17 protein-coding genes and 1 pseudogene are annotated in these 16,613 nt (G+C 68.6%); 13 read left to right on the top strand and 5 right to left on the bottom strand.

The features are described from left to right. On the top strand, nucleotides 1-847 hold an 847-nt coding region (locus tag BST40_RS24735), incomplete at its 5' end, for a condensation domain-containing protein (RefSeq protein WP_244174483.1). Nucleotides 848-890: 43 nt separating this feature from the next. On the opposite strand, the gene acs is transcribed toward BST40_RS24735, so the two are convergent. From acs to BST40_RS24720, 3 genes are all read right to left on the bottom strand, one after another. After that, entirely contained in the window at nucleotides 891-2,837 is a 1,947-nt protein-coding gene (acs, locus tag BST40_RS24730) for an acetate--CoA ligase (RefSeq protein ID WP_075547851.1), read from the bottom strand. A 59-nt stretch (nucleotides 2,838-2,896) separates the two neighbouring features. Further along, complete coding sequence (locus tag BST40_RS24725) at nucleotides 2,897-3,385, bottom strand: DUF4232 domain-containing protein (protein ID WP_082275486.1); 489 nt, start codon at nucleotides 3,383-3,385, stop codon at nucleotides 2,897-2,899. 98 nt (nucleotides 3,386-3,483) lie between these two features. Further along, on the bottom strand, nucleotides 3,484-3,918 hold the full coding sequence (locus BST40_RS24720) for a hypothetical protein (RefSeq protein ID WP_083156036.1): 435 nt from the start codon (nucleotides 3,916-3,918) through the stop codon (nucleotides 3,484-3,486). Nucleotides 3,919-4,061: 143 nt separating this feature from the next. Between BST40_RS24720 and BST40_RS24715 the strand changes: the two genes are divergently transcribed. The 5 genes from BST40_RS24715 to BST40_RS24695 are packed head-to-tail and all read left to right on the top strand — an operon-like array spanning nucleotide 4,062 to nucleotide 9,869. Beyond that, nucleotides 4,062-5,681: a peptide ABC transporter substrate-binding protein gene (locus BST40_RS24715; RefSeq protein ID WP_083156034.1), complete on the top strand. Its 1,620-nt coding sequence runs from the start codon at nucleotides 4,062-4,064 to the stop codon at nucleotides 5,679-5,681. Nucleotide 5,682: 1 nt separating this feature from the next. After that, nucleotides 5,683-6,609, top strand: a complete 927-nt coding sequence (locus tag BST40_RS24710) for an ABC transporter permease (RefSeq protein WP_083156032.1) — start codon at nucleotides 5,683-5,685, stop codon at nucleotides 6,607-6,609. Continuing rightward, nucleotides 6,575-7,465, top strand: coding sequence for an ABC transporter permease (locus tag BST40_RS24705; RefSeq protein WP_371687271.1), 891 nt, complete (start codon nucleotides 6,575-6,577; stop codon nucleotides 7,463-7,465). Before BST40_RS24710 ends, BST40_RS24705 begins: the two co-directional genes overlap by 35 nt. Further along, nucleotides 7,462-9,099, top strand: a complete 1,638-nt coding sequence (locus BST40_RS24700; RefSeq protein ID WP_083156042.1) for a dipeptide ABC transporter ATP-binding protein — start codon at nucleotides 7,462-7,464, stop codon at nucleotides 9,097-9,099. The genes BST40_RS24705 and BST40_RS24700 overlap by 4 nt, the downstream gene beginning before the upstream one ends. Before the next feature lie 11 nt (nucleotides 9,100-9,110). After that, nucleotides 9,111-9,869, top strand: coding sequence for an oxidoreductase (locus BST40_RS24695; protein WP_083156030.1), 759 nt, complete (start codon nucleotides 9,111-9,113; stop codon nucleotides 9,867-9,869). Nucleotides 9,870-10,355: 486 nt separating this feature from the next. Here BST40_RS24695 and BST40_RS24685 read toward each other — a convergent pair whose 3' ends face one another. Next, the gene (locus BST40_RS24685; RefSeq protein WP_075547890.1) at nucleotides 10,356-11,213 is read right to left on the bottom strand and encodes an HAD-IB family hydrolase; all 858 of its coding nucleotides are present in this window, start codon (nucleotides 11,211-11,213) and stop codon (nucleotides 10,356-10,358) included. 482 nt (nucleotides 11,214-11,695) lie between these two features. On the opposite strand from BST40_RS24685, the gene ssd reads away from it, so the two are divergent. The 7 genes from ssd (at nucleotide 11,696) to BST40_RS24655 (ending at nucleotide 16,159) form a co-directional block, all read left to right on the top strand. After that, nucleotides 11,696-12,739: a septum site-determining protein Ssd gene (gene ssd / locus BST40_RS24680; protein ID WP_083156026.1), complete on the top strand. Its 1,044-nt coding sequence runs from the start codon at nucleotides 11,696-11,698 to the stop codon at nucleotides 12,737-12,739. Beyond that, entirely contained in the window at nucleotides 12,736-13,902 is a 1,167-nt protein-coding gene (locus BST40_RS24675; protein ID WP_075547859.1) for a TadA family conjugal transfer-associated ATPase, read from the top strand. The genes ssd and BST40_RS24675 overlap by 4 nt, the downstream gene beginning before the upstream one ends. Beyond that, the gene (locus BST40_RS24670; protein ID WP_075547860.1) at nucleotides 13,899-14,696 is read left to right on the top strand and encodes a type II secretion system F family protein; all 798 of its coding nucleotides are present in this window, start codon (nucleotides 13,899-13,901) and stop codon (nucleotides 14,694-14,696) included. Before BST40_RS24675 ends, BST40_RS24670 begins: the two co-directional genes overlap by 4 nt. Next, nucleotides 14,693-15,283: a type II secretion system F family protein gene (locus BST40_RS24665; protein ID WP_075547861.1), complete on the top strand. Its 591-nt coding sequence runs from the start codon at nucleotides 14,693-14,695 to the stop codon at nucleotides 15,281-15,283. Before BST40_RS24670 ends, BST40_RS24665 begins: the two co-directional genes overlap by 4 nt. A gap of 45 nt (nucleotides 15,284-15,328) precedes the next feature. Next, nucleotides 15,329-15,508 carry a DUF4244 domain-containing protein gene (locus BST40_RS24660; RefSeq protein ID WP_075547891.1) on the top strand — a complete coding sequence of 60 codons (180 nt, stop codon included), beginning with the start codon at nucleotides 15,329-15,331 and terminating at the stop codon, nucleotides 15,506-15,508. Nucleotides 15,509-15,582: 74 nt separating this feature from the next. Beyond that, on the top strand, nucleotides 15,583-15,831 hold the full coding sequence (locus tag BST40_RS32025; RefSeq protein WP_099225693.1) for a TadE family type IV pilus minor pilin: 249 nt from the start codon (nucleotides 15,583-15,585) through the stop codon (nucleotides 15,829-15,831). A gap of 16 nt (nucleotides 15,832-15,847) precedes the next feature. Further along, nucleotides 15,848-16,159 (top strand): Rv3654c family TadE-like protein, encoded by a 312-nt coding sequence (locus BST40_RS24655; RefSeq protein ID WP_244174481.1) that lies wholly within the window; start codon nucleotides 15,848-15,850, stop codon nucleotides 16,157-16,159. A 29-nt stretch (nucleotides 16,160-16,188) separates the two neighbouring features. On the opposite strand, the pseudogene BST40_RS24650 reads toward BST40_RS24655, so the two are convergent. Beyond that, nucleotides 16,189-16,613: pseudogene (locus tag BST40_RS24650) on the bottom strand (hypothetical protein); the annotation flags it as partial.

Here is a 16,613-nt window from a genome sequence, read left to right as displayed (position 1 = left end):
TCAGACCCAAAACACCCAAAACCATCAAAACCCCACGTCAAAGCCCAAATCACCTATCCAGACGGTCGCAACTTCGGGCTACTGGGCGAAGGCGCTTGCGGGCATGCCCCCGCCTCTCGACTTGTCGCCGGGCCACCCCGGCGCCACTTCGCACGACAACCGCGGCGACACGGTCGCTGTGCAGTGGCCGGCCGCATTGCACCGCCAGATCACCCAAGTGGCCCGCGAGCACCGCGCCACCAGCTTCATGGTCGTCCAGGCGGGCTTGACCGCCCTGCTGGCCCTGCTCACCGGTCGCGACGACATCGTGATGGGCATCGTGGTCGCCGGCCGCGGCCACCCGAGGCTCGATGATTTGGTCGGCATTTTCGTCAACATCATGTTGCTGCGCACCGAGGTGACCGGTGACCTCGACTTCGCACATTTGCTGGACCAGGTGCGCACCCGCGGCCTGGAAGCGTTCGACCATCAGGACATGCCCTATGGAGTTCTCGTCGAGCGGATCAACGCCGCTCGCTCGGCACCCCCGGGGGGGCTGACTCACGTCGTGCTGGCGTGGCAGAACAACAAGCCCGCCGAGCTGGTATTGGGCGAGTTGGACGTCACCCCCGTTTCGGTGCACACGAAAACCGCGCGAATGAATTTCCTGTTGTCGCTTACCGAACAATTCACCGATACCGGTGAGCCCGCCGGGATCAGCGGGGTGGTTGAATATCGCACCGCCGCCTTCAGCCCCGCGGTTATCGAAACCGTCATCGAGCAGTTGGAAATGCTGTTGACGTTGGTGACGGCCCACCCACAGCGGCCGTTGTCGTCAATCACCGAACTCGATCTCGCATCCCGTTAATACCGCGGCGGCTTGGTGGTCCGGAGCGCGTCGAACGTGACGGCTATTTCGCGGCCCGGATCGCTTCGAACACACCGGGATCCAACAGCGTCGACGTGTCACCCAGTTCCCGGTTTTCGGCGACGTCGCGCAGCAGCCGGCGCATGATCTTGCCACTGCGGGTCTTGGGGAGCTCCGGCACCACATGGACCTCGCGGGGCCGGGCGATCGGCGAGATCTCCCGGGCCACTTCGGAGCGCAATTCTTCGACGGTCCCGTCGTGCGGTTGGTAGTTGGCCCGGAGCACGACGAACGCGCAGATGGCCTGGGTGGTGGTCTCGTCGGTAACCCCGACCACGGCCGCCTCGGCCACCCCGGAATGACCGACGAGCGCCGATTCCACCTCGGCGGTGGAGATGCGGTGCCCGGACACGTTCATCACGTCGTCGATGCGGCCCAGAATCCAGATCGCGCCGTCGGGATCGATGCGCGCGCCGTCCCCGGCGAAGTAATAGCCCTTGTCGGCGAATTTCGACCAGTAGGCGTAGTGGTAGCGCGCGGGGTCACCCCAGATGCCGCGCAGCATCGACGGCCACGGCTGGTCCAACACGAGATAACCGGTGACGTGCTCGTCGCCGTCGGTGTCCGGGCCCAGCGGGTCGCCGTGGTCATCGACGATCTTGGCCGAGATGCCGGGCAGCGGCGTCATCGCCGACCCGGGCTTGGCCGCGGCGACACCGGGAAGCGGCGAGATCATCGACGAGCCGGTCTCGGTCTGCCACCAGGTGTCCACGACCGGTGTGCGCCCGGCGCCGATCACTTCGCGGTACCAGCGCCACGCCTCGGGGTTGATCGGTTCGCCGACCGACCCGAGCAGCCGCAGGCTTGACAGGTCGTGCGAGTCCGGGATCTCGCGGCCCCATTTCATGAACGTCCGGATCAGTGTCGGAGCGGTGTAATAGATTGTGACACCGTATCTTTCGATGATCTGGAAGTGCCGGTGCTCGTCGGGTGTGTTGGGGGTGCCCTCGTAGAGCACCTCGGTGACCCCGGCGGACAGCGGTCCGTAGACGCCGTAGGTGTGGCCGGTGACCCAGCCGATGTCGGCGGTGCACCAGAACACGTCGGTTTGCGGCTTGACGTCGAAAATAGTGTGCATCGTGTAGCAGCTCTGGGTCAGATAGCCGCCGCTGGTATGCAGGATGCCTTTGGGTTTGCCGGTGGTGCCCGACGTGTAGAGCAGGAATAGCGGCTGCTCGGAGTCGAACGCTTCCGGCGGGTGTTCGGCTGCGGCCGGGTCGACGATGTCGTGCCACCACAGGTCGCGATCGTCGTTCCAGGACACGTCAATTCCGGTGCGCCGCACCACCACAACGTGTTCGACCGGGCTGTCGGGGTCGTTGACCGCCTCGTCGGCGGCGTCCTTGAGCGGCATCGGCTTGCCGCGCCGGTACTGTCCGTCGGTGGTGATCAGCACCTTGGCTTGGGCATCGGCGATCCGGGCGCGCAGTGCGTGTGCGGTGAAACCGCCGAAGACGACGGTGTGCATGATGCCCAGCCGAGCGCAGGCCAGCATGGCGATCACGGCCTCGGGGACCAGCGGCATGTAGATGGCGACCCGGTCGCCGGCGACCAGGCCGAGGCCGGTGAGCGCGTTGGCCGTCTTGCACACCTGGGTCAGCAGATCCGAATACGTCAGGGAGCGGCGGTGATCGGTGGGTTCGCCCTCCCAGTGGATGGCGACCCGGTCACCGTCGCCGGCTTCGACGTGGCGGTCCAGGCAGTTGTAGGCGACGTTGAGTTTGCCGCCGACGAACCACTTGGCGAACGGCGCGTCCGACCAGTCCAGCACCTCGGTGAACGGGGTCGCCCAGGACAGCAGGCCGGCCTGTTTGGCCCAAAAGCCCAGGCGGTCTTGCTCGGCCTGGCGGTACAAGTCCTCGCGGGCGTTCGCCTGGTCGACGAAGTGTTGCGGCGGTGGGTAGGCGGACGGGACTTCGGTCTCGGTCACTCTGTCGAGCCTAGCGCTGCGCGAATGCGGCCGGACCGGCCGAGGCTGTCCGGCTAGGGCTAAGCCGACTCACCGGGTTGCGGTGCTGCCTCGGTGATGGGGTGCACCTGCAATTGGCAGGCACCGATGGTGGCCGGCACGGTGAGCACCACCGGGGTGTCGGGAGGGTTGACGAGCAGGTCGGTGTAGGTGGGGCATTGGCTCCCGCCGGCGTCGACGGCGATACTCTCCACGATGCTCTGCGCCTGGTGCGACAGCGACACGGTGACCGTGGGCGGCACCGTGACACCGGCTGGCAAGCCGCCCATGTACCCACGCAGCGTGGGCTGGGCATGAATGAGGGGCCCGCCGGCGCCCGAGTCGACGCCGGGGTAGCCGGTCAGCGTGCACGGCACCGCGCCGCCGGCAAGGCTGAATATCAGGTTCAGCGCGCGGTGGCCCACAGCGGCCTGGCCCGGGGAGGTGGTCACGGCGATGCGCTCCGCCCGGCACGGCGTCGGTTCGTCGTTGCTGTCAACCGGCGCGGCCCATGCGGCGGGGCCCGGCATGGTCGCGGCCCAACTTGTTGCGGCCATCGCGAAGGTGGCGATCATTCGGCGGGCACATCGCCGCGCCGGGCGCCCCTGGGGTGCATGCACGACGGTGATTATCCGGGAAAGACACCTCGATTACCGCAAATCACGAGATTCGGTGGCCCGCCCGCCCGCCGCGTCGCGTGCCGACCATCGTCAGTGGTCGGCTCACCGGCCATCGGGGAGGCGAGAACCCCGGTGCCCGAATCGAATTCCGCACCGCGGGATCCCTCGGACGTTCTCGGACCGGCACTGGCCAGGCGTCCGAAGATCGCCAGCACACCCAACGTCAGCAGCACCGTGCCGATGACGATCAGCGTGGTGCCCGGCGATCTGCCCCGGTTTGGCGGTTGGGGTGGTCGTCGGACACCGGGTCGCGGACGACCGCGCGAGCGTTGCTTCAGCCCGACGATCAGCACAATCCATCCCACCGTGGGAACCACGAGCGCCACCGTCAAATACGCCGCCTGAAAGGCGCCCCCGTGCGCGGCGAGAGATGTGACGGTCATCCGCGGGATTCTAGGATGTCGGGGCTCGTCCCGGCGCGCATTGGACGTCAAACCCGAAGGGCACTGCCGGCTTGCCGACGCGCGCCACCGCGGCGTCCGGGCCCCGCATGATTGGCGGGGCCGCACGCTTTAGGGTCGCTGTCATGGTGCGCGCCGCGCTGGCCTGGCTGGCCACAGTAGCCTCCGTGCTGCTGGTGGCAGCCGGTGTGACGGCGTGCGGCGGCGGCCTGCTGAGCCCCGATGTGGTGTTGGTCAACGGCGGGGAGCCGCCCAACCCGCTGATCCCGACCGGCACCAACGACAGCAACGGCGGGCGCATCCTCGACCGGCTGTTCGCCGGCCTGGTGTCCTACGACGCCACCGGCAAGCCGTCACCGGAGGTGGCCCAGTCCATCGAAACCACCGACAACGTCAACTACCGAATCGTCCTCAAACCCGGCTGGAAGTTCAGCGACGGCTCACCGGTGACGGCCCACTCGTTCGTCGACGCCTGGAATTATGGCGCCCTGGCCGCCAACGCCCAACTGCAGCAGCAGTTTTTCAGCCCGATCGAGGGATACGACGAGGTGGCCGCCGGCGACGCGCAGCGGACCACCATGTCCGGGTTGCGGGTGTTCAACGACCTCGAGTTCAGCGTGCGGCTCAAGGCGCCGACCGTCGACTTCGTGTTGCGCCTGGGCCACAGCTCGTTCTATCCGCTGCCCGACACCGCATTTCGTGACATGGCGGCGTTCGGCCGCAATCCGATAGGCAACGGCCCCTACAAGTTGGACAACGGTGCCGACGGTCCGGCGTGGGAACACAACGTCAAGATCGATCTGGTGCCCAACCCCGATTATCACGGCAACCGGCAACCGCGAAACAAGGGTTTGCGGTTCGAGTTCTACGCCAACCTCGACACCGCCTATTCGGACCTGTTGTCCGGCAATCTTGATGTGCTGGACACGATTCCGTCGAGCGCCCTCACCATCTACCGGCGTGACCTCGGTGTCCACGCGACCAGCGGGCCGGTGGCGGTCAACCAGTCTCTGGACACCCCGCTGCGGCTACCGCACTTCGGTGGTGAAGAGGGCCGGCTGCGCCGGTTGGCGTTGTCGGCGGCCATCAACCGTCCGCAGATCTGTCAGCAGATCTTCAACGGAACCCGCAGCCCCGCCCGCGATTTCACCGCCCGCTCACTGCCGGGGTTCGACCCGAACATACCCGGTAGCGACGCGCTGGACTTCAACCCCGAACGGGCCCGTCAGCTTTGGGCCCAGGCCGACGCAATGTCGCCGTGGAGCGGCCAATACGCCATCGCCTACAACGCCGACAGCGGCCACCAGGAGTGGGTCGACGCGGTGGCCAACAGCGTCAAGAACGTGTTGGGCATCGATGCCGTCGGCGCGCCGCAGCCAACGTTCGCGGGTTTCCGCACCCAGATCACCAACCGCACCATCAACTCCGCATTCCGCGCCGGCTGGCAAGGGGACTATCCCTCGATGATCGAGTTTCTCGCGCCGCTGTACACCACCGGCGCCGGCTCCAATGACGTCGGCTACTCCAGCCGGGAATTCGACGCGGCGCTGGCCAGAGCCGAAGCCGCGCCCACCCTGCGTGAGGCCGACCTGCTGGTCAACGACGCGCAGCGAATCCTGTTCCACGACATGCCCGTTGTTCCGTTGTGGGACAATATCGCCGTCGTCGGATGGTCGACCGAGGTGAGCAATGTCCACGTGACCTGGAACGGTCTGCCCGACTACGAGAACATCGTCAAGGCCTGACATGGGTTGGTACCTGGTGCGGCGGATCGCGGCGATGGTGCCGGTGTTCCTCGGCGCGACGCTGCTGATCTACGCCATGGTGTTCCTGTTGCCGGGCGACCCGCTGGCCGCGATGGCCGGAGACCGGCCGCTGACTCCCGCCGTGGCCGCGCAGCTGCGCGCCCGCTATCACCTCGACGACCCGTTCCTGGTGCAATACCTGCGCTACCTGGGCGGTGCGCTGCGCGGCGATCTGGGCCGCGCCTATTCCGGTCTGCCCGTCAGTTCCGTTCTGGCGCATGCCTTTCCGGTCACCATCAGACTGGCGTTGATCGCGCTGGTGGTGGAGGCGGTGCTGGGTATCGGCTTCGGCGTGATCGCGGGTCTACGCCAGGGCGGGCTGTTCGACGCCTCGGTGCTGATCACCGGGCTCATCATCATCGCGGTCCCGATATTCGTGCTCGGCTTTCTCGCGCAGTTCCTGTTCGGCGTGAAGCTGGGGCTGGCGCCGGTGACGGTGGGGGGGCGGGCGACGTTGGGCCGGCTGTTGTTGCCCGGGATCGTGTTGGGTGCGGTGTCTTTCGCCTATGTGGTGCGGCTGACCCGTTCGGCGGTCGCGGCCAATGCCCACGCGGATTACGTTCGCACCGCCACCGCCAAAGGGTTGTCGCGGCCACGGGTGGTGGCGGTGCACATCCTGCGCAACTCTTTGATCCCGGTGGTGACGTTTCTTGGCGCGGATCTGGGTGCGCTGATGGGCGGAGCCATTGTGACCGAAGGCATCTTCAACATCCACGGTGTGGGCGGCGTGCTGTATCAGGCGGTCACCCGACAGGAAGCCCCGACGGTGGTGGCGATCGTGACGGTGCTGGTGGTCATCTATCTGATCACCAATCTGGTGGTCGACCTGCTGTATGCCGCCTTGGACCCGCGGATCCGATATGGCTGAGCCCGGCCGGTTTTGGCTCGACAGCTGGCGCCGGCTGCGCCGGCGGCCGAAGTTCGTCGTCGCCGCCGCCCTGATCCTGCTCATTCTCGTCGTTGCGGCGTTTCCGGGTCTGTTCACCGGCGCCGACCCGACCTACGCCGATCCCGGTCAGAGCATGCTCGCGCCGTCGGCCGCGCACTGGTTCGGCACCGATCTGCAAGGCCACGACATCTACGCGCGCACCGTCTACGGAGCGCGGGCATCGGTGATGGTGGGACTAGGCGCGACCTTCGCGGTGTTCGTCGTGGGCACCGCGCTGGGTGCGCTGGCCGGCTTCTACGGCGGCTGGCTGGACGCGGTGATCTCGCGGATCACCGACGTGTTCTTCGGATTACCGTTGCTGCTGGCCGCGATCGTGCTTATGCAGGTCATGCACCACCGCACGGTCTGGACGGTGATCGCCATCCTGGCGCTGTTCGGTTGGCCCCAGATCGCCAGAGTGGCGCGGGGTTCGGTGCTCGAGGTACGCGGCAGCGACTACGTGCTCGCGGCTAAAGCATTGGGGCTGAGCCGGTTTCAGACCCTGCTTCGGCACGCGCTGCCCAATGCCGTCGGTCCGGTAATCGCGGTGGCCACCGTCGCGCTGGGCATCTTCATCGTCACCGAGGCCACACTGTCCTATCTTGGGGTCGGACTGCCGCCGTCGGTGGTGTCGTGGGGCAGCGACATCAATGTCGCGCAGATGCGGCTGCGGGCGGGCTCGCCGATCCTGTTCTATCCGGCCGGCGCGCTGGGGATGACGGTGCTGGCTTTCATGATGATGGGCGACGCGCTGCGGGACGCCCTGGACCCGGCCTCGCGAGCGTGGCGGGCATGAGCGCCGGCGCGCCGCCGTTGTTGTCGGTCGAGTGCTTGGACGTCAGGTTCGGCGCGGACGAGCCGGCGCTGCGCGGTATCGACCTGACGGTCCTTCGCGGTCAAACCGTGGCGGTGGTGGGCGAATCGGGATCGGGCAAGTCCACCCTGGCCGCGGCGATCCTGGGCCTGCTGGCGCCCGGTGGGCGAATCACGGCCGGCCGCATCGTCTTCGACGGGCGCGAGCTCACGGCGTCCGACCGGCGGCTGATGCGCGCGATCCGCGGCCGGGAGATCGGCTACGTGCCCCAGGATCCGATGACCAATCTCAACCCGGTCTGGAAGGTCGGCTTCCAGGTCCGGGAGGCGTTGCGGGCCAACACCTCCGGTCGCGATGCCCGACGGCGGGCGGTGCAGCTGCTCGGCGAGGCCGGCATGCCGGATCCGGGTAGCAACGCCCAGCGCTATTCACACCAATTGTCCGGCGGCATGTGTCAGCGGGCCTTGATCGCCATCGGGCTGGCCGGGCGGCCGCGGCTGCTGATCGCCGACGAGCCGACGTCGGCGCTCGACGTGACCGTGCAGCGTCAGGTCCTCGACCATCTGCAGCGGCTCACCGACGAACTGGGCACCGCGCTGCTGCTGATCACTCATGATCTGGCGCTGGCGGCCGAGCGGGCCGAGTCCGTGGTGGTCATCAACCGCGGGGTGGTAGCGGAATCCGGTGCGGCACAGGGTATTCTGCGCAACCCGCAGCACGAGTACACCCGGCGGTTGGTGGCCGCCGCTCCGTCGCTGACGGCGCGACGGCCGGCACCCAACCGTGCGGCACTGAGCCGGCCGCAGCCGCCCGGGCCAGCCGATGACATCGTCGTCGTCTCGGAGCTGACCAAGACCTACCCCCAGGTGCGGGGTGTGCCCTGGCGGCGTACGGAGTTCCGTGCCGTCGACTCGGTGTCGTTTCGGCTGCGGCGGGGAAGCACGTTGGCAGTCGTCGGCGAATCCGGATCCGGCAAATCCACCCTGGCGCGCATGGTGCTCGGTCTGCTGCAGCCGACGTCGGGCACGGTGGTCTTCGACGGCGAGGACATCGACGGGCTGGACCGGGCCCGCGCATTCGCATTTCGCCGGCGGGTGCAGCCGGTGTTCCAAAACCCCTACAGCAGCCTGGATCCCCGGTATTCGGCGTTTCGCTGCATCGAGGAACCGTTGCGTATCCATCGGGTCGGGGACCGCAGCGAACGCCGCCAGGCGGTGCGCGAGTTGCTCGACCAGGTGGCGCTGCCGTCGTCGGTGCTGGACCGGCTGCCCCGGGAACTGTCCGGCGGTCAACGCCAACGGGTCGCGATCGCCCGGGCGTTGGCGCTGCGGCCCGAGGTGCTGGTGTGCGACGAGGCCGTATCGGCGCTCGACGTGCTGGTACAGGCCCAGATCCTGGATCTGCTGGCCGAGCTGCAGGCGGGCCTGGGCTTGAGCTACCTATTCATCAGTCACGATCTGGCCGTCATCCGGCAGATCTCTGACGACGTGCTGGTGATGCGCGCCGGCCGGGTGGTCGAGCACGCCACCACCGACGAGGTCTTCGCCCGGCCACGCCACGAATACACCCGGCAGTTGCTGGAGGCCATACCCGGGGCCGCGGCGGCGTCCCGTTAGGTTGGGAACCTGTGACGGGTGACCCGCTGGCTGCGTTGATGGAGTTGCCCGGCGTCGCCGACGCCAGCGACCGCGCCCGCGCGGCGTTGGGCCGCGCCCACCGGCACCGGGCCAACCTGCGGGGGTGGCCGGTCACCGCCGCCGAGGCGGCGCTGCGGGCGGCGCGGGCTTCCTCGGTGCTCGACGGGAGTCCGGCCCGGCTGGACGACCTGGCCGAGGCCGGTGCCGCCGGCGACCCCGTGTTCGGGGGAGCGCTGCGGGTGGCACAGGCGCTGGAGGGCGGCGGGGGCCAGCTGGTCGGTGTGTGGCAGAAGGCGCCGCTGCAGGCACTGGCCCGCCTGCACACGTTGGCGGCCGCCGGCCTGGTCCACGACGACACGTTGGGTCGTCCACGGGCCGAGGCCGGGATCGGTCGTCGGCTGGAGTTGCTCGCCGAACTGATGACTCGTCCGACGCAGGCGTCGGCACCGGTGGTCGCCGCAGTCGCACACGGAGAACTGTTGACGCTCAAGCCCTTTGGCCATGCCGATGGCGTGGTGGCGCGCGCGGTGTCGCGGCTGGTGACGATCGCCACGGGACTGGACCCGCACGGACTCGGGGTGCCGGAGGTGAGTTGGATGCGGCAACCCGCGAGCTACCGTGACTCCGCGCGCAGATTCGCCGACGGCAAGCCCGACGGTGTGGCGGCCTGGCTTGTGCTGTGTTGCCGGGCGCTGACGGCCGGGGCGCACGAGGCACTATCGATCGCCGAGGCATTGCCGCGCAGATAGCTGGCGGGACTACACAGGACTACAAAAGCGAATTATTCGCAGAAATGCGAAGCGGGCGGCGACCGAAAGATTCGAATCGCCGCCCGCCAACACGGTTCTCGGTTACCAAGCGTGCATTTCGGGGCTGCGTGGGTTGGCCTCGGCGCTTTTGCGACACTTCCGGCTGCAGCCCCACCCAAAGGACCGTCGCTACCATCTGCACTTCGCAATTACGCAGGCCCGCAACACTTCTGCCATTATCGCGGCTATGACTCCGCGTGGGTGCCGGGAACCGTGCTGGGCGCCCGGGTCGGGAGAACGAACCTTCTCTTCCGGATCGACCTTGGCCTCACCGGGCTTCCGTGACTCCATTTGTACTACTAGACCCTGACCACAGCAAGGCCTAATTGCGTGAAAATTCTGTGACAACTTTTGATTGTGGCCCAAGGTGTTTGCTATCGAGACGATTGGTGACACTGGGACACCAGTGCCGCATGGTCGCGGAGGTTAAAAAGCGAAGCGGCGCAGCAGCGCGTAGCTGACTGCTCCGGCGGCCAGTGCACTGACTCCCACCGCGGCAGTGGTGGCGATCGCCGCGCCCGACGGGGCCGGGATCCGGTCGCGCAGGGAGACCGGCCGGGAGAAGGACAACACCTGCCAACCGCGGTCGACGGCGAGTTTTCGTAAGCCGCGATCGGGGTTGACCACCGAGGGGTGGCCCACGGCCTCGAGCATCGGCAGGTCGGTGATCGAGTCGGAGTAGGCGTAACAGTGTTCCAGCGGGTAGCCCTCGCGGGAGGCCAGCTCGCGGATCGCCTGCACCTTGCCCGCGCCGTAGCAGTAGAACGCGACCTCACCGGTGTACTTACCGTCTTGCACCACCATCCGGGTGGCCATCGCGTGAGTGGCCCCCAGCGCGCGGGCGATCGGCGCCACGATTTCCTCACCCGAGGCGGAGACCACCACGACGTCACGGCCGCACAGCTTGTGGGCGGCGATGAGGTCGGCGGCTTCGGCGAAGACCAGGGGAGTGACGATGTCGTGCAGCGTCTCGTTGACGATCGACTTCACCTGTTCCACGTCCCACCCGGTGCACATGTTGGTCATGTGGACACGCATCCGGTCCATCTGGTCGTGGTCGGCGCCGGAGAGCAGGAAGATGAACTGCGCGTAGCTGGACTTGAGCACGGCGCGGCGGTTCAGCAGCCCCTGCGCGAAGAAGGGTTTGCTGAACGCCAGTGTGCTGGACTTGGCGATGATGGTCTTGTCCAGGTCGAAGAAAGCGGCGGTGCGCACCTCTGCGGGCGGCGCGTCGGCTGACCGGGGTGAGGTTTGCTGCGGGGCGGCCGGGTCGGGTACGGTCACCAATCCAGCATAGGTTGGCGCCCGGCACGCCGTGATCTTGTGTCCGAAGGGCTCCATGACAACAAATGTTGTCGCTTTGTGCGCCACGTTTACACGGCTCAGGCCGTATTTTTTCGCTTGTGCAATTACTTGCGTGAATGCCATCTGGCATGTGTATAGTAAGCATTACTCGGCCCTGAGCCGAGGGTGCATCAGCCCGACCCCCCGGGGCTGAAGCACGACGACCTCCGCCTCCTCCCCCCCTGGCGGGGGTCGTCCCTTTTCTGGGGCAAATCTGCGGGACGCGGCATTGAGCCCGGCTCGATAGACGTTGCGGAGACCTTCGCGAAGCCTCCGGTCCGCATCCGATGTGAGCGGGCGGCCGGCGTGATTATGCACAGCCGCGTCCCTATCCACAGATTGCGCCGCGGGACTGGTGTCCAACACCGGCGGCCCCGCAGGGTGGGGGAGTGACCCAATCCCTTGGTCCCGGAGTGTTGGCGATGTTGACCGCCGGTGAACTGCGCGACGAGTTGGACCGGATCGCCGCAGCCGTGGGTGTGCGGGTTGTCCACAGCGGATCGGTGACCAGAAAGACCTGGTCCGCAGCGGCCGCAGTGGTGCTCGACGAAGCGGCGGCCGAGCGTTGTGGCCGGATTGCCCTGCCGCGGCGTTCCCATGTCTGGGTGCTGACCGGCGACGAACCTGTCACGGCGACCTGGACGGTGGCCATCGCCGTCGGCGCCGAGCGGGTGGTGCGGATGCCCGAGCACGAACACGAACTGATCCGCGAACTCGCCGACGCCGCCGCATCGGCGCGCGACGAGGGCATCCGCGGGAAAGTCGTCGCCGTCATCGGAGGCCGTGGGGGTGCCGGGGCATCGCTGTTCGCGGTCGCCCTGGCCCACAGTGCCGCCCAGGCGCTGCTGATGGACCTCGATCCGTGGGGAGGTGGCATCGACCTGCTGGTCGGCGGCGAATCAGCACCCGGCGTGCGGTGGCCCGACCTGGCCTTGCAGGGTGGCCGGCTGCATTGGTCGGCCGTATCTGAGGCCTTGCCGAGACATCGGGGGATCAGCATGCTTTCGGGCACCCGCCGCGGTTGCGAGTTGGACGCCGCGCCGGTGGAAGCGGTCGTCGACGCCGGCCGGCGCGGCGGAGTCACCGTGGTCTGCGACCTGCCCCGGCGGATGACCGACGCGAGCCACGCCGCATTGGACTCCGCCGACCTCGTCGTCCTCGTCTGCCCCAGCGATGTCCGGGCCTGCGCGGCCACCGCCGCGATCGTTCCGGTGCTGACCGCGATCAACCCCAACCTGGGGCTGGTCGTGCGCGGGCCGTCACCCGGGGGATTGCGAGCAGCGGAGGTCGCCGACATCGCCGGCGTCCCCCTGCTGGCGTCGATGAGAGCTCAGCCGCGCCTCGCCGGGCAATTGGAACACGGTGGCCTTCGATTGCGACGGCGATCGGCGCTGGCCGCGGCGGCCCGGAGGGTCCTGGCGGCGTTGGGACATCCGCAGGGCGGGCTGAATGGCAGGGCCGCGTGACCGGATCGTTGATCGAACGGGTCCGCGAGCGGCTGGCTACCGAGTCCGCACCGCTGCGTCCCAACGTGGTCGCCGCGGCGATCCGCGCCGAATCCGGCGGGATGCTCGGTGACACCGAGGTGCTCGCCAACCTTCGAGTGCTGCAGACCGAACTGACCGGTGCCGGCATTCTCGAGCCCCTGCTATGCGCCGACGGCACCACCGACGTCCTGGTCACGGCGCCTGACGCAGTGTGGGTTGACGATGGAAACGGTCTGCGGCGCAGTGAGATTCGGTTCAGCGACGAGGCGGCGGTGCGGCGATTGGCGCAACGGCTGGCGCTGGCCGCGGGTCGCCGCCTCGACGACGCGCAACCATGGGTGGACGGGCAGCTGAGCGGGATCGGCGCCGCCGGGTTGACGGTACGCCTGCACGCGGTGCTGCCGCCCGTGGCGGTCGAGGGCACCTGCTTGTCACTGCGGGTGCTGCGGCCCACCACGCAAGATCTGACGGCGCTGGCCGCCGCGGGCGCGATAGCACCGCAGGCCGCCGACCTGGTCACCCAGATCATCGCCGCTCGCCTGGCTTTCCTGGTGTCCGGGGGCACCGGCGCCGGAAAAACAACCCTGCTGGCTGCCATGCTGGGCGCCGTCTCCGGCGCCGAGCGAATCGTCTGCGTCGAAGACGCCGCCGAGCTGGCTCCCCGGCATCCGCACCTGGTCAAGCTCGTCGCCCGATGCGCGAACGTCGAAGGCGCCGGTGAGGTCACGATGCGCCAACTCGTCCGGCAGGCACTTCGGATGCGGCCCGACCGCATCGTCGTCGGCGAGGTCAGGGGAGCCGAGGTGGTGGACCTGCTGGCCGCCTTGAACACCGGCCACGACGGAGGCGCGGGCACCGTGCATGCCAACAACCCCGGTGAGGTTCCCGCCCGGTTGGAGGCCTTGGGCGCGCTCGGCGGCCTGGACCGTGCGACGTTGCATAGCCAGCTGGCCGCCGCGGTCCAGGTGCTGCTGCACGTCACGCGCGATCAGGCGGGTCGACGCCGGCTGACTGAGATCGCCCTACTGCGCCGAACCGACAGCGGCCTGGTCCAGGCGATGCCGGCATGGCATGCCGAATGCGGATTGGCCGACGGCGCAGCCGATTTGCGCAGCTTGCTACAAAGCCGGATGGCAGCATGAACGGCCTCGCGGTGGCGTCGCTGACGTTGGCTTCGGCGCTTGTGGTCGCGCCGTCGCCGCCGCGGCGGTGGCTTATCTGTCGTTCCTTCCGTCGACAAGGTCCGCTGCGAGCACGGTGGGTTCTCTGGGTCGGCGGCGGTGTCCTTGTAGGCGCCGTCGTGGCGTTGCCGTTGACGACCGTCCTGGCCGTCGCGGTGGTGGGCCTCACGGCGACCCTGCGTTACCGTCGTCACCGTCGCCGTCGGCGCGCCATCGGGGAAGCGAAGTCGCTGGAAGCAGCTCTGGATGTGTTGGTCGGCGAATTGCGGGTGGGCATCCATCCGGTGCGGGCGTTCGGCACCGCCGCCGACGAAACCGAGGGTGCGGTTGCCGCATCCATGCGCGCCGTGGCGGCGCGGGCCCGACTGGGTGCAGACGTCACGGGCGGCTTGCGCGCGGCTGCCGGGATGTCAGCTCTGCCCAGCCACTGGGAGCGACTCGCCGGATACTGGCAACTTGCCAGCGATCACGGCCTGGCCATCGCCACCTTGATGCGAGCTGCCCAACGCGACATTGTTGAGCGGCAACGTTTTTCGGCAAGCGTGGCATCGGGGCTGGCCGGCGCGCGCGCAACCGCGAACATTCTGTCCGGCCTGCCCCTGCTCGGGGTGTTGCTCGGTCAGCTGATCGGGGCGCGACCGTTGAGCTTCCTGCTGAACGGGCACGCGGGCGGATGGCTATTGGTGGTTGGTGTTGCGCTGGTCTGCGCGGGACTGTTGTGGTCGGACCGGATCACCGATCGGGTGGCGCCATGAGTACCGCGGCAGTGTTGCTGGCCGCGGCGTTGTTGGCCGGAGTGGGCCCGACGGTGGTTCGGGCCCGCGCCGGGACGCCGTCTCGCGCGCCTCGGATGCGGCCGCGGCCGGCGCAAGACCGGGATCCGCTGGCCTTCTCGTCCAGCCTGGACGTGCTGGCGGTGTGCCTGGCCGCGGGCATGGCGGTGTCCGCTGCCGCGGCCGCGACGGCCCCCTCGGCGCCCCCGCGACTGGCGCAGCAGTTATCCCGCGCCGCCGACTTGTTGACGTTAGGGGCCGACCCGTCGATCGCCTGGTCGCTACCGCCGGACCTGCCACCCGGCGCCGCCGATGCGCATCTCGATGCGCTGTTGCGGCTGGCGCGGCGCTCGGCGTCCTCGGGCGCCGCGCTGGCCGACGGCGTCGCCGCACTGGCCGCGCAGTCCCGCCAGGACGCCGCGCACGCGGCCACCGCCGGCGCCCAACAAGCCGGGGTGCTGATCGCCGGTCCGCTGGGACTGTGCTTTCTGCCGGCTTTCGTATGTCTTGGCCTTGTCCCGGTGGTGGCCGGGTTGGCCGGAAAAGTACTTGACTCGGGTCTGATGTGAAGTCGCAACGAAAGGAATGCATTGGTGGCCAACATATTTCAGGTGATGACGGCACGCATGGCGATGCTGGTGACCGACGAGTCCGGCATGTCCACCGTCGAGTACGCCATCGGGACCATCGCCGCGGCGGCATTCGGCGCGATCCTCTACACCGTTGTCACCGGCGACTCGGTGGTGTCGGCGCTGAACCACATCATCGGCCGCGCGCTGAGCACCAAGGCTTAGCGTCGAGTGCCGGATCGAGCACCGTCGAGGCGGCTCTGGCCATCGCCACCTTGGTCGTGGTGCTGGTGCTGTGCATGGCCGGTCTCACGGCGGTGTCGATGCAGTTGCGTTGTATCGACGCCGCCCGTGAGGCCGCTCGACTGGCCGCGCGCGGGGATCAACATTCGGCTGTCGATGTTGCCCGGCGAATCGCTCCGCCGGCGGCGCGTATCGAGGTGCGCCGAGACGGCGAATTCCTTGTCGCGTCGGTTGTCGCTCGGTCAAAGCTATTGCCTACCTTGGATATTGCGGCTAAGGCGGTGGCGGCTGCGGAGCCGCGATGATGGTGGCTCGGCCACCGTGCTCGCGGTCGCGATGGTGGGCGCGCTGCTGTGGGTCGCCGGGGCGGGCGCCTATCTGGGCTCGGTGGCCGTGGCGCGGCATCGTGCGCAGGCGGCCGCCGATCTGGCCGCGCTGGCGGTGGCCGCGCGGTTACCGGATGGTGGCCCCGCAGCCTGCGCACGGGCAACGGCCGTGGCGCAGGCGATGGGGGTGGGCGACGCCGCCTGTGCGGTACGGGACCTCGATGTGGTGATCACCGTCGAGGTTCCGGTGGCTTTCGCCGGCGTGGCCCGGGCCGCCGCGCGGGCGGGGCCGATCGGCAGCAAATGAGTCGCGGTGGGGCGCAGCCTGTTGGACCGCTACGTCAAGCCGTCAATGCCGTTGGCGCCGAACAGTTCGCCGCCGGCGCCGCCGGTGCCGGCAAGGCCCATCTGGGTGCCCGTCCCGGCGTTGCCGCCGTTGCCGCTGTTGCCGATCAGCCGGGCGTCACCCCCGTCGCCGCCATTGCCGCCGGTGCTGCCCGCGGCCGAGGTAATCCCGCCAGCCCCACCGTTTCCGCCGTTGCCGATCAGCCCGGCGTTGCCGCCGAGCCCGCCGGCCCCGCCGTGGCCCGCAACGCTGAAGCCGCCAAACCCGCCGGTTCCGCCGCCGCCGCCGTTGCCGAACAGGATGCCGGCCTTGCCGCCGGATCCACCCGCGCCGCCGCTGAGGCCGGCCGCGCCGCCGTCGCCGCCGTCGCCGCCGCTGCCCCAGAGCAGGCCGACCCCACCGGCCCCACCGACTC

The organism is Mycobacterium persicum (assembly GCF_002086675.1).
Classification (GTDB): domain Bacteria; phylum Actinomycetota; class Actinomycetes; order Mycobacteriales; family Mycobacteriaceae; genus Mycobacterium; species Mycobacterium persicum.
Note: the sequence above shows the minus strand (reverse complement) of the source record. Positions and strands in the feature narration are given on the sequence as shown.

What these genes read in the sequence shown, in the direction of transcription:
- BST40_RS24700 (WP_083156042.1), top strand. Translation starts at nt 7,462, where the DNA reads ATGAGCGCCGGCGCGCCGCCGTTGTTGTCGGTCGAGTGCTTGGACGTC.
- BST40_RS24670 (WP_075547860.1), top strand. Translation starts at nt 13,899, where the DNA reads ATGAACGGCCTCGCGGTGGCGTCGCTGACGTTGGCTTCGGCGCTTGTG.
- BST40_RS24725 (WP_082275486.1), bottom strand. Translation starts at nt 3,385, where the DNA reads ATGCCGGGCCCCGCCGCATGGGCCGCGCCGGTTGACAGCAACGACGAA.
- BST40_RS24660 (WP_075547891.1), top strand. Translation starts at nt 15,329, where the DNA reads ATGACGGCACGCATGGCGATGCTGGTGACCGACGAGTCCGGCATGTCC.
- BST40_RS24720 (WP_083156036.1), bottom strand. Translation starts at nt 3,918, where the DNA reads ATGACCGTCACATCTCTCGCCGCGCACGGGGGCGCCTTTCAGGCGGCG.
- BST40_RS24715 (WP_083156034.1), top strand. Translation starts at nt 4,062, where the DNA reads ATGGTGCGCGCCGCGCTGGCCTGGCTGGCCACAGTAGCCTCCGTGCTG.
- BST40_RS32025 (WP_099225693.1), top strand. Translation starts at nt 15,583, where the DNA reads ATGGCCGGTCTCACGGCGGTGTCGATGCAGTTGCGTTGTATCGACGCC.
- BST40_RS24705 (WP_371687271.1), top strand. Translation starts at nt 6,575, where the DNA reads ATGCCGCCTTGGACCCGCGGATCCGATATGGCTGAGCCCGGCCGGTTT.
- BST40_RS24710 (WP_083156032.1), top strand. Translation starts at nt 5,683, where the DNA reads ATGGGTTGGTACCTGGTGCGGCGGATCGCGGCGATGGTGCCGGTGTTC.
- ssd (WP_083156026.1), top strand. Translation starts at nt 11,696, where the DNA reads ATGTTGACCGCCGGTGAACTGCGCGACGAGTTGGACCGGATCGCCGCA.
- BST40_RS24665 (WP_075547861.1), top strand. Translation starts at nt 14,693, where the DNA reads ATGAGTACCGCGGCAGTGTTGCTGGCCGCGGCGTTGTTGGCCGGAGTG.